The organism is Vibrio litoralis DSM 17657, from assembly GCF_000426765.1.
GTDB lineage: Bacteria > Pseudomonadota > Gammaproteobacteria > Enterobacterales > Vibrionaceae > Vibrio > Vibrio litoralis.
Map to the genome: position 1 here is coordinate 35,962 of NZ_KE384566.1, position 12,859 is coordinate 48,820.

Consider the following 12,859-nt stretch of genomic DNA (forward strand, 5'->3'; position numbering starts at 1 on the left):
AATTCGCGCCCTTATTTATCGTTCCATTAGTGAGAGAACCATGACCATGACAAAAGTAAATCTGCTGGATTTTGACCGTAAAGGTTTACGCCAGTTTTTTACCGAAGAGCTCAATGAGAAGGCGTTTCGTGCCGATCAGATCATGAAATGGATTTACCATTTTGGCTATGACGATTTCTCACAGATGAATAACATCAATAAAGCACTGCGCAAAAAATTAGAAGAGCGTTGTGAAATTCGTGCGCCTTATGTATCTGAAGCGCAGCATTCAAGTGATGGCACCATTAAATGGGCAATGCGTGTTGGCGATCAAGATGTTGAGACGGTTTACATTCCTGATGGCGATCGCGCTACCTTATGTGTGTCATCTCAAGTTGGTTGTGCACTGGCTTGTACTTTCTGCTCAACGGCGCAACAAGGCTTTAACCGCAATTTAAAAGTGTCAGAAATTGTTGGCCAAATCTGGCGTGCATCGCGTGAAATTGGTTTAGAGAAAGAAACTGGCCGCCGCCCGATTACCAACGTGGTAATGATGGGGATGGGTGAGCCGTTACTGAATATGAAAAACTTGATGCCATCACTAGAGATCATGCTAGATGACCTTGGCTTTGGGTTATCGAAACGTCGTGTAACAGTTTCAACTTCAGGTGTGGTTTCTGGCCTTGATCAAATGACTGGCAACATCGATGTGGCACTTGCTATCTCATTGCATGCGCCTAATGATGAGCTGCGTAGTCAGATTATGCCAATTAACGACCGCTGGAATATTCAAGATTTCTTAGAATCCGTTCGTCGTTATATTGCCACTTCAAATGCCAACCGCGGCAAAGTGACAATTGAGTATGTTTTACTCGATCACGTTAATGATGATATGGAACATGCTAGGCAGCTCGCAGAGTTACTAAAAGATACCCCTGCAAAAATTAATTTAATTCCATTTAACCCTTACCCTGGGTCACCATACAAGAAACCAAGTAATTCTCGTATTGATCGTTTTATGAAAACCTTAATGCAATACGACTACACGGTGACGGTACGTAAAACTCGTGGTGATGATATTGATGCGGCATGTGGTCAACTTGTCGGAGATGTGATCGATCGAACAAAACGTACAAAGCAGAAGCAGCAAGGGGAACCTATTCCAGTAAAAGCCGTCTGATAAATATAGATGGCATTGGTTCCCACTCCTCAATAGGTGGAATCGAATGTTTTCTATAAAAAAGTTAGTTTTTACTTTGGTAGTTAGTTTCTTAGTTGGTTGTGTTACAGTGACTGACAAGCCAAACACTGCTAAGTTTGATAATATAAAGGCGTCGGAAGCAAGAATCTCATTGGGTTTGGGGTACTTGGAAGAAGGCAGTATGGTCAAAGCTCGAGAAAACCTTGAGATGGCCGTCAAATATGCGCCATCTTACTATCGAGCTTTGAATTCGGTAGCGTATTATTATCAAAGAGTTGGCGAATACGAATTAGCTAAAGAGGCTTATGAAGATGCATTGGATAGTTCTCCTAAAAATGGGGATGTCTTAAATAACTACGGTGCATTTTTATGTCGACAAGGCGAGTATGAAAAAGCGGATGAATTTTTTAACCGCGCGATAGAGCAACCTTATTACTACTTAGTGGCAGCTAGTTATGAAAATGCTGGTTTATGCGCCCTAAAAAGTGGTGATAAGGGGAAGGCAAGGAATTATTTTTCTCGAGCTCTTGATCATGATCCCAGCAGGTCTCAGTCGTTATTACAATTGGCTGAGTTGGAAATCGAAAAGGACGAGTTTTCCAATGCTAGGGTTCGACTATTAAAGTTTAATAAGAGATATGGGTACCGTCCAGTTAGCTTAGGCTTGTTAATAAAACTAGAAAACAAAGCCAATAACCCTGAGCTAGTGTCTAAATATGGCAACATACTTAAGACTAAATACCCAGACTCTGTCCAATATCAGAAGTACAGGCAGAATGAGTACTGAAAACAACGAAGTAGAGAAAAAAGCTGACAGCCACAAAATCCTTCCTGGTGAAATGTTACGCCAGAAAAGAGAAGAGTTAGGGTTAACTCAGAAGGACATTGCTGAGCGTTTACGCCTAAAAGTATCTGTGATTGAAAATATCGAAAGTAATCATTTCGATAGCCATCATGTAGCCACATTTATTCGTGGCTATTTTCGATCTTACGCCAAGGCCGTTGGTATCAAAGAGAAAGATATCCTTGCCGCTTTAGAAGAGTCGGGAAGAGGGCAGCATAAAGAGCAGCCAATGCATAGCTTTTCTCAAAAAACCAAGAAACAACAACATGATAGCCGTATCATGCGTTTAACTTGGGGGATCTTAATCGTCATCTTAGGGATCTCATCAGTATGGTGGTGGCAAAATCATCAGCTTGATACCTTATCTCCTTCATCTTTATCCTCACTGCAACAAGAAAGCACAGTGAGCGAGCCTGATGAGTCAACCAGTCACGTACCATCACTGGATACAACAGAAGCCTCAGAGCAAGACTCTAATGATGTTGTGAAAAATCAACCGCAAGAGCTAGAAGCAAATGCGGCGGTGGAGGGACAAGTATCATCTGATGAGGCGAGCACTGATTCAACATCAAGTGCAGTAGAGCCCGCGACAATTGAACCTGCTGAAACAGAAAGCCAAGAAATTGCTCAAATTACGACAGAGCAAAAGAATGACAATATTTTAGCTATGCAATTTAAAGATGATAGCTGGATACAAGTAAAAGATAGCTCAGGCTCGGTCCTTGCGACTGGACTGAAAAAAGCCGGTGAGTCTTTAACCTTAACAGGTAAAGTACCTTACTCAATTATTTTAGGCGCTCCTGAAGGAGTGTCTATTTCGTTAGCCGAAGAACCTGTTGATCTTTCTAAGTATGCACCAGGTAAAGTGGCCCGATTGACATTACCGTAGAATTATTATGCAACACGAATCTCCTATTAAACGACGCAAGTCGACCCGTATTTACGTTGGTAACGTGCCCGTTGGCGACGGTGCACCGATTGCTGTTCAGTCAATGACTAACACTCGTACTACTGATGTTGAAGCAACCGTCGCGCAAATTAAAGCACTTGAAAAAGTGGGCGCTGATATTGTTCGCGTATCGGTACCAACCATGGATGCAGCCGAAGCCTTTAAGCTGATTAAGCAGCAAGTGAATGTTCCTCTTGTTGCGGATATTCACTTTGATTATCGCATCGCGTTAAAAGTAGCTGAATATGGCGTGGATTGTTTACGAATCAACCCTGGTAATATTGGCAACGAAGAACGTATTCGTGCGGTTGTTGACTGTGCTCGCGATAAAAATATTCCAATTCGAATTGGTGTTAATGGCGGCTCTTTAGAAAAAGAAATCCAACAAAAATATGGCGAACCTACGGCGGAAGCATTAGTAGAATCAGCAATGCGCCACGTGGATATTCTTGATCGCCTGAGCTTTGATCAGTTTAAAGTCAGTGTGAAAGCTTCTGATGTCTTCCTAGCCGTTGATTCTTATCGCTTATTGGCTAAACAAATTGATCAACCATTGCACCTAGGGATCACCGAAGCCGGTGGCGCTCGTGCTGGATCTGTTAAATCAGCGGTTGGCCTAGGTATGCTACTAGCGGAAGGTATCGGAGATACACTCCGTATTTCTCTAGCCGCTAATCCTGTTGAAGAAATTAAAGTTGGCTTCGATATCTTGAAGTCACTGCGTATCCGTTCTCGCGGCATCAACTTTATTGCATGCCCTACCTGTTCTCGTCAAGAGTTTGACGTAATAGGAACAGTTAATGCGCTAGAAGAACGTTTAGAAGACATCATTACTCCAATGGATGTCTCTATTATCGGTTGTGTGGTTAATGGCCCGGGTGAAGCTGAAGTTTCACATATGGGCATCGCTGGCGGTAATAAGAAAAGTGCGTTTTATGAAGATGGTAAACGTCAGAAAGAGCGCTTTGATAATGATAATGTTATCGATCAACTAGAAGCGAAGATTCGCGCCAAAGCATCCATGTTAGATAGCAATAACCGTATTGATATCAGCCACATCGATAAATAATCACCTATACGAATATAAACGGTAAAGACTGTGAGTAAAACAATTCAAGCTATTCGAGGCATGAACGATTGCCTTCCGACACAATCTCCACTTTGGCATAAAGTTGAAGACGCCGTGAAACGTGTCGTTAGTTCTTATGGATACAATGAAATCCGTATGCCAATCGTTGAGATGACGAACCTATTCAAGCGTGCGATTGGTGAAGTTACCGACGTCGTTGAAAAGGAAATGTACACCTTTGAAGACCGTAATGGCGATAGCTTAACTCTGCGCCCTGAAGGGACAGCGGGTTGTGTGCGTGCTGGAATTGAAAATGGTTTGATTTATAACCAAGAGCAACGTCTGTGGTATATGGGACCAATGTTCCGCCATGAACGTCCACAAAAAGGTCGTTATCGCCAATTCCACCAAGTTGGTGTTGAAGTGTTTGGCTTGCAAGGACCGGATGTTGATGCGGAATTGATCATGATGACGGCACGTCTATGGCGTGAGTTGGGGATCGATAAACACGTTCGCCTTGAATTGAACTCGATTGGCTCTTTAGAAGCTCGTCAACACTACCGTAGTGTCTTGATTGAATTTTTAGAGCAGCATATTGATGTGCTGGACGAAGACTGCAAACGTCGTATGTACACCAACCCTCTACGCGTATTGGATACCAAAAACCCTGAGATCCAAGCGATTCTAGTCGATGCACCTCAACTAGCTGATTATCTTGATGATGATTCAAAAGCCCACTTTGCAGGTCTATGTGAATTGCTCGATGCCGCGGGCATTGAATACCAAGTCAATCAACGTTTAGTTCGTGGTTTAGATTATTACAATAAAACCGTTTTTGAGTGGATCACTGAAAGCCTTGGCTCACAAGGTACCGTTTGTGGTGGTGGTCGTTATGATGGTCTAGTTGAGCAGCTTGGTGGTAAACCAGCTCCTGCAGTAGGCTTCGCGATGGGGCTTGAGCGCTTAGTATTAATGCTAGAAACCTTAGAGCTTAATGATACTCGTAAAGCGGTTGACGTTTACTTAGTGACAGCAGGTGAAGGTACTTTAGTTAATGGTATGAAGCTTGCTGAACAATTACGTGAATCAGTACCGGGACTTCGTCTTATGACTCACTTTGGTGGCGGTAACTTTAAGAAGCAATTCAAACGTGCGGATAAAGTAGGCGCAACCATGGCACTGGTATTGGGTGAAAATGAAGTAGCAGATCAAACTATTGTGGTTAAAGATCTTGCTGGTGGTGAACAACAAACCATGCCGCAAGCCGATGTTGCTGCTCATTTAGCTAACATTATTTAATTTATATTGAGTCGATTTATTTAAGAGGACAGGACGTGAGTATCTACGACGCTGATGAAGAACAACAAGTAGAAGCAATTAAAGATTGGTGGCATGCGAACGGTAAAGCCGTGATTATCGGTGTTGTTGTTGGTATCGGCGGCATTGTGGGATGGCGTTACTATCAAGACACCCAAACGACGGCACAAGAAACCGCATCACATGGTTATACCGCTATCGTTTCGAATATTGAAGCGAAAGGCATTGATGCCGCAGCATCAGCGCAAGAGTTCATTGATAATAACGATAAAACGGCTTATGCGGTTTTAACAGCATTACAACTAGCAAAAGTACAAATCGATGCCGATAAGCTTGATGATGCACTTACTCAGTTGAAATGGGCTCAAGCCAATACCAAAGATGAAACTTTAACGCCAATTATCGCTTACCGCACTGCACGCGTACTTGCAGCACAAGGTGAGTATGACAATGCGATTAAAACTGTTTCAGATGTAAAATCAGAAGCTTGGAAGGCGAGAAACCAAGAGCTTATGGGTGATATTTACCTGCTAAAAGGTGATAAAGACGCCGCAGTGAAAGCCTATACTCAAGCTCAACAAGATGGTTCAACCAATCAAGCGCTGCAAATTAAACTTGATGATCTTGCAAAGTAAGGGATGTCTTGCATGAAAAAAATGTTCAACCGTAGCTTAGCGATTTCAGCTATTGCACTTGGTCTCTTAGGCTGTTCTAGCGAAGAAGATACGATTGTGATGGCTCCGCTACCAGTAGTGAATAGTCAATTTACTCCGACAACAGAGTGGAGTACTTCTATCGGTGATGGAGTTGGACATTATTTTTCAAAACTTTCTCCTGTGTATTCTTATGACAAAGTGTTTGTTGCAAGCCGCGATGGTGAAGTTAAAGCGCTGGATCCTGAGACAGGGAATACTCTCTGGGAACAAGATTTATCTGACGATGGCCCCGCTCGTTTATCCGGTGGCTTAACCGCTTCTTATGACAAGTTATATATCGGTACTGAAAATGGCGAAGCGTTTGCTCTGTCGGTAGAAGATGGTTCCATTGTTTGGCAGCAGAAAGTCGATGGCGAAATCTTAGCAAAACCATTAGCCGATGAAAGCTTAGTGATGTTGCATACCAGTAAAGGCTCTTTGATTGCTTTAAAGCAAGATTCGGGTGAACAAGCTTGGGACATCACTAATGAAGTACCTAACTTAACCTTACGTGGTGATAGTTCTCCGGTTTCTATTTCTGGCGGTGTATTTTGGGGAATGGCCAATGGTCGTCTTGCTGCAGCATTGATTCAACGTGGTCAGTTATTATGGCAACAACCGATTGGTACGCCAAAAGGCTCAACAGAAATTGATCGTCTCGTCGATGTTGATGCTAGTCCGTTAATTATAGGCTCTAACCTATACGCGGTTGGGATTAATGGTCAATTGGTCGCAATTGATTTACGTTCAGGTGCGCCAATGTGGAAACGTACCTATTCTTCTGCAACCGATCTTGCGACTGACGGCAGCCGTATTTTTGTGGTGACCGATAAAGATCATATTTCGGCAGTAGATATCCGTAGTGGTACTGAGCTTTGGAGTAATGAATCGCTAGAGTACCGTCAGTTAACCGCACCTGTGATGCTTGGTGATTACCTAGTGGTAGCAGATGGCGAAGGTTACCTGCATTGGCTAGATAGAACGTCTGGCAAATTTGTCGCACAGCAGTTAATTGATGATGACGGTATCGCAACTGCACCGATTGAAACGGATGACGGTTTTATCATCATTGATCGTGATGGCGGTATAAAGAAAATGCAGATCCCTGAAGGATCGTGATATAATCTGCGGCCCTGATTTTATCAGTATGAGTAATCGGCTCCTATCCAAATCGGATTATAGGAGCCGTTGTTATTCTTAGCTATGCTATTTAAGCGGTTAGCTAAGAATTTTGAATAGATTAATTTGAATAGATTAAGTAGTTATAGGTAACCATCATGTTGATGATCATTACCTATAACTACTGATGTGATTTTAAAGATTGTAGAGGTAAATATGATTCCTGTAGTGGCTCTAGTTGGGCGTCCAAACGTTGGTAAATCCACGTTATTTAATCGTCTTACACGTACACGTGACGCGCTGGTGGCTGACTTTCCAGGCTTAACTCGCGATCGTAAATATGGTCAAGCCAAATCAGGTGAGCATGAGTTCATCGTGATTGATACCGGCGGTATTGATGGCACCGAAGACGGCGTAGAAACCAAAATGGCTGAACAGTCATTAGCGGCGATTGAAGAAGCGGATGTCGTTTTATTTATGGTGGATGGCCGTGCTGGTCTAACCGTAGCCGATGAGGCGATCGCTCGTCACCTACGCATGCGTGAAAAACCAAGCATGCTAGTGGTTAACAAAGTTGACGGTATTGATGCTGACGCGGCAAGTGCTGAATTCTGGCAACTAGGCATGGATAAGATTTATCACATTGCAGCGGCGCATGGTCGTGGTGTAATGAGCCTAATTGATAAAGCATTAAAACCATTTTCAGATGAATTTGCAGCAGAACAAGCACTGCTCAATGGTGGGATTGAAGATCTTACTGGCGATGTGGATGTGGAAGAAGAGCAGCTTGAATACACCGAAGAGCAAGCTGAAGCTGAATTCAAACGTCTACAAGATCAACCAATTAAACTTGCTATCATTGGTCGACCAAACGTCGGTAAATCAACGCTGACTAACCGTATTCTGGGTGAAGAGCGTGTCGTGGTTTACGATATGCCAGGAACTACTCGCGATTCTATCTATATCCCAATGAAGCGTGATGAACGTGAATATGTGTTGATTGATACCGCCGGTGTTCGTCGTCGTAAGCGTATTAATGAAGCGGTTGAAAAATTCTCGGTCATTAAAACTTTAAAAGCGATTGAAGATGCTAACGTGGTATTAGTGATCATTGATGCTCGTGAAAATATTTCTGATCAAGATCTTAGTTTATTAGGTTTTGCGCTTAATGCGGGTCGTTCACTGGTGATTGCCGTGAATAAGTGGGATGGTCTTGATACTGATGTCAAAGAGCGCGTGAAGAAAGAGCTAGACCGCCGTTTAGGTTTCGTTGATTTTGCTCGTATTCACTTTATCTCTGCGTTACATGGTACCGGTGTTGGACATTTATTCGAATCAGTACAAGAAGCGTATAAATCTGCTACGACACGTGTTGGTACTTCTGTGTTAACTCGAATCATGAAGATGGCGCAAGATGATCACCAGCCGCCGCTTATTCGTGGTCGCCGTGTGAAGATGAAATATGCCCACGCCGGTGGTTATAACCCGCCAATCGTGGTGGTGCATGGTAACCAAGTAAAAGATTTGCCGGATTCTTACAAGCGCTATTTGATGAACTACTTCCGTCGTTCTTTGGAAATCATGGGTACACCAATTCGTATTCAATTCCAAAATAGTGAGAACCCATTTGAGAATCAAGCGCCAACCAAAAAAGCGGGCTATTCTGAAGAGCAGAAGCGTAAACGTATGGTGAGTTTGATTAAGCGTGGCCGTAAGAAGTAGTTTGCTACACGCACAATAACTGTAACGTTAAATACCACTCCAATTGAGTGGTATTTTTGTATGTAAGATTAGCTTTTGAGAGAAGTGCACTGGAAGCATGAATTGCAATTAGAAGTCACTTCTCCTGTAAGTCGATGATCTTTTGGTTTAATAGCCTAAATAGAGTTTTTTAGAATATCTAAAATATCGGATCGTGGTGATTTTAAATTGTAATTTAGATTATTATTCTTTTTAAAATCGAAATGCAGAACATGTAACTTATGCTTTCGGCATATGGTGATATAAATATTCTTAATGAGGTAGATCGCTGATCACGGGGTAGAAAGCGGAAGATCGGTGAAAGATCTATTTATCTTATCTGAAGTTAGTAAATTTTTTTGTCCTGCTAGGATAATAGTACTATTGAGTTAAATCTGCAGATATTTTTACAGAGGTGATTATGAAGCAGGATTTATGTCCTTCTTGCCAAGGGGAATTAACCTTCGATACTAGTGACAATAAAGGAAGTGAGCAATATCAATGTCATGCATGCCAGCGTATCTATACGTGCGTAGCCAAGTGTCCAGACTGCCAGCAAACGGCAGGCAAAATACAGGCCTGTGGCTCGGTGAGTTACTTTTGTTCTCATTGTAATGAGCTTAAGTCAAAATCGCGTATTCTGTTCGAGTACCATGACGCCCTTTAAACAGGAAGCGGTACGGGAGCGGTAGGTACAAAAAAGCCAGCGAGCATAATGCAATACTTCGCTGGCTTTGAATTTCAAATGTTGTCGTTATTTTGAGGAATCAAGATAGGTCGATTCAAAATCTTCCAGAGAGAGTGGACGATCCCAGTAGTAGCCTTGCATAAAGTCACAACGCAGCGATTGTAGATTTTGGTAGATATCTAAACTTTCTACCCCTTCTGCAACCACTTTCAAGTCTAACATCTTACCTAGAGATAAAATCCCTTTAACTAGTTGCTCTGATTTTTTAGAACTGTTTAAGCTAAAGATAAAGCTCTTATCGATTTTTACGATATCGATGGGAAAATCATGTAAGTGACTTAAGGAAGAAAAGCCGGTTCCAAAATCATCCAGAGCGATTTTTATTCCTAGCTGAGACAGTTTCTGGCAGTGCTTCATCACTTGTTGTTGATTATCAAGTAGCGCCGTCTCTGTCAGTTCTAGCAGAATATTATCTGGGTTAATTTGGTATTGCTTCAATTTTGCTTTGATCTTATCGCTAAAATCATCTTGGCTAAATTGAGTACTAGAAATATTAATGCTGATATAAAAACCAGGGTTAGTTTTCTTTTGCCAACGTTTCAAACTTTTAAGCGCTTGCTCGATGACCCAATCTCCGAGTGTCACCATCGCGCCACACTTTTCCGCTAAGGGAATAAATTCATCAGGATAGATCATCCCCAATTTTGCATTGTTCCAACGAACTAAGGCTTCGCAGCCAACAATCTTATTAGTTTCGGCTGAGATGATAGGTTGATAGTTGAGATAAAACTCATTATTTTCAAAGGCGCTTGGAAATTGTTGCGTTACTTCATAATGATGCTGATGTAGTTTTTGTTGGTCAGGATTAAAGGTATGAAAAGCTTTACTGGAATGTTCTCCTTGAGTACAAGCGACAGTCGCCATATCAAGCACTTCTTCAAATCGGTATTCATTGTTGTAAGAAAAGGCACAACCAATGCTGAGCGGAACGGTGATTTTTTTATCGTTTAAATTGAGTGGAGAAGAAAATAACTCACGTAGTAAACAAGCTAGCTTTTCAGTTTCACCGGCTAATGTATCGGAGGAGTGGAAGCTAAGAACTAAGATTATCTCTGAGTTACTGATGTAGTATATTTCTACACTTTCTGGAATACAGTTTTTTATCTGCTTATAAAACTCTTGAGTTAACCTCTGCGCATCAATTAAGCCTAGATTATCCCTAATATCAAATGCCTGAATATTGCGAATAAAGAGAATGGATAAATTGAGGTCATCTTTATGTGAATATTTGAGCTGGCCCAGCGATTGAGTGGGTAAGTTGGTTAATGAATTATAATGATCACGCTCTTGAAGCTCATCACTTAATTTTAGATTTTCAGTATGCATGGCCAGTGAACTTTCAATTGAGTTGGCCAGTAGTTGCATTAAGCGTTGAAATTTCTTATCAAAGTCTCGCTCTTTATTATCTAAAATACAAAAAGTGCCGAAGATGCTTCCATCTGGAAAATGGATTGGCAAGCCATAATAGGCCACCATGCCAAGTTTGATGTCAGGGTTGTCTTTCCACTTATCCTGTTTTAGAGCATTGGTAATATGTAGAGGAGAATCTGTTTGTACTACATGATGACAATATAAGTTATGGCACAAGGTTTCCTTAGCACCAATATGATAGGGGTTATCAGCCTTATTGTTGTTGGCCGCTATGACTTCCATATTATCGGTATTTTTACGCATAATAAGCGCGACCTGTACTTCGGCAAGGTCTGTAACCAAGTTTACGATTTCTTGCCATAGTGATGGCCAAGTTTCTTTATGCTGATTCAAATCAAGCCTCGATATTGGAGTACATAGCGATTAAAAAATACTTATACAATGATTGAGTATATGTCACCATCAATAAATTTCGTGTTAATTGTCTGTCCTGAACTGAGCTGCTTCGCATCAGTGATTAGTTTGCCACTTTCATTTCGGGTTATTGAATAACCACGCTTTAATGTTGAAAGAGGGCTAACGGTATCGAGTTTTTCTGCTTGAAGAGAAAGTCGATAGTGTTGGTTTAATAATAGTTGATTGATTGCTTGAACCAATCGTTCTTTATTATTTTTTAAGCGATATTGATTACGCTCAATAGTTTTATTTGGCGAATAAAAATTAAGTCTTTGCTGCGCTCGATCCAATTGATTTCTTGATTGCGATAATTGCCTAATTAATGCGTGTTGCATACGTGAAGTAAGGTCATCTAACTTTTGGCTTTGCTTTTCTAATTGGTAACGAGGATGCTGCTTTTCTAATGCAAATTGTAATCGATTGAGCTGTGTTTTTTGCTGGTGGCTATAATGACGCCAAGCACTCATTAACGCTTGTTGCTTACTTAAAATAGTTTGTGCTTTATGGCTATTATCACGGCTGACTAATTCGGCTGCGGCTGATGGGGTCGGTGCACGGACATCGGCAACAAAGTCGGCAATTGTGACATCAATTTCATGGCCAACCGCACTGACAATCGGAATTTGGCTTGCCGCTATGGTTCTTGCCACAATTTCATGGTTAAAACACCATAGATCTTCTAGCGAACCACCGCCTCGTCCAACAATCAAAATATCGCATTCATTACGGCTGTTCGCTCGTCCAATCGCTTGGGCAATTTTAAATGCGGCGTCTTCCCCTTGTACCGTCGTTGGGTAGACGATGACGGGTAGACTAGGATCGCGACGTTTTAAAACATCGAGAATGTCATATAAAGCCGCGCCAGTTTTGGAAGTAATCACCCCAATACGTTTTGGATTATCGGGTAAGGGCTTTTTAAGGTGCTGAGCAAATAAGCCTTCACCGGCTAATTTCATTTTTAGTTCATCGAACATTTGCTGTAAGCGACCATCACCTTCAGGCTGCATACTTTCGACGATCAATTGATAGTCGCCACGCGGTTCATATAAAGATAAACGCGCTTTGACGAGAACTTGGTTGCCATTAAGTGGTTTAAAGCTTACCCGCCGATTGTTGCCTTTAAACATGGCACACTTAACTTGCGCCCGTGCATCTTTTAAAGAGAAATACCAATGGCCGGAAACAGGGGCTGAAAAATTTGACAGCTCACCGACCAACCACACAATGCCCATTTCATTCTCAAGTAGCATTCTGACTTCGGCATTTAAGCGAGAAACTGTAAAAATGTTAGGGTTAGTATTTAGGATCATGAGCAACCATTTTTAAAGTTATTTGAATATTAGCAATCGATTTCATTATAGCGTTAGTTAG

General features: G+C 41.8%; 11 protein-coding genes. 9 read left to right on the plus strand and 2 right to left on the minus strand.

What is annotated here, in order from left to right:
* Window positions 1–40: 40 nt before the first annotated feature.
* From rlmN to K358_RS19045, 9 genes are all read left to right on the plus strand, one after another.
* The gene (rlmN, locus tag K358_RS0110475; protein ID WP_027696775.1) at window positions 41–1,159 is read left to right on the plus strand and encodes a dual-specificity RNA methyltransferase RlmN; all 1,119 of its coding nucleotides are present in this window, start codon (window positions 41–43) and stop codon (window positions 1,157–1,159) included.
* A gap of 46 nt (window positions 1,160–1,205) precedes the next feature.
* Entirely contained in the window at window positions 1,206–1,967 is a 762-nt protein-coding gene (gene pilW, locus K358_RS0110480) for a type IV pilus biogenesis/stability protein PilW (protein ID WP_027696776.1), read from the plus strand.
* Window positions 1,968–2,019: 52 nt separating this feature from the next.
* The gene (gene rodZ, locus K358_RS0110485; protein ID WP_425315037.1) at window positions 2,020–2,913 is read left to right on the plus strand and encodes a cytoskeleton protein RodZ; all 894 of its coding nucleotides are present in this window, start codon (window positions 2,020–2,022) and stop codon (window positions 2,911–2,913) included.
* A 7-nt stretch (window positions 2,914–2,920) separates the two neighbouring features.
* Window positions 2,921–4,042, plus strand: coding sequence for a flavodoxin-dependent (E)-4-hydroxy-3-methylbut-2-enyl-diphosphate synthase (gene ispG / locus K358_RS0110490; protein ID WP_027696778.1), 1,122 nt, complete (start codon window positions 2,921–2,923; stop codon window positions 4,040–4,042).
* Between the two features lie 30 nt (window positions 4,043–4,072).
* The gene (gene hisS, locus K358_RS0110495; RefSeq protein ID WP_027696779.1) at window positions 4,073–5,341 is read left to right on the plus strand and encodes a histidine--tRNA ligase; all 1,269 of its coding nucleotides are present in this window, start codon (window positions 4,073–4,075) and stop codon (window positions 5,339–5,341) included.
* A 35-nt stretch (window positions 5,342–5,376) separates the two neighbouring features.
* Window positions 5,377–5,994: a YfgM family protein gene (locus K358_RS0110500; protein ID WP_027696780.1), complete on the plus strand. Its 618-nt coding sequence runs from the start codon at window positions 5,377–5,379 to the stop codon at window positions 5,992–5,994.
* Between the two features lie 12 nt (window positions 5,995–6,006).
* On the plus strand, window positions 6,007–7,173 hold the full coding sequence (gene bamB / locus K358_RS0110505; protein WP_027696781.1) for an outer membrane protein assembly factor BamB: 1,167 nt from the start codon (window positions 6,007–6,009) through the stop codon (window positions 7,171–7,173).
* A 216-nt stretch (window positions 7,174–7,389) separates the two neighbouring features.
* A complete protein-coding gene (gene der, locus K358_RS0110510) occupies window positions 7,390–8,895 on the plus strand; it encodes a ribosome biogenesis GTPase Der (protein WP_027696782.1) in 1,506 nt (501 codons plus the stop codon).
* 439 nt (window positions 8,896–9,334) lie between these two features.
* Entirely contained in the window at window positions 9,335–9,580 is a 246-nt protein-coding gene (locus K358_RS19045; protein ID WP_083962805.1) for a zinc ribbon domain-containing protein, read from the plus strand.
* 87 nt (window positions 9,581–9,667) lie between these two features.
* On the opposite strand, the gene K358_RS0110515 is transcribed toward K358_RS19045, so the two are convergent.
* Complete coding sequence (locus K358_RS0110515) at window positions 9,668–11,425, minus strand: sensor domain-containing phosphodiesterase (RefSeq protein ID WP_027696783.1); 1,758 nt, start codon at window positions 11,423–11,425, stop codon at window positions 9,668–9,670.
* Between the two features lie 41 nt (window positions 11,426–11,466).
* On the minus strand, window positions 11,467–12,798 hold the full coding sequence (xseA, locus tag K358_RS0110520) for an exodeoxyribonuclease VII large subunit (protein ID WP_027696784.1): 1,332 nt from the start codon (window positions 12,796–12,798) through the stop codon (window positions 11,467–11,469).
* Window positions 12,799–12,859: the final 61 nt, after the last annotated feature.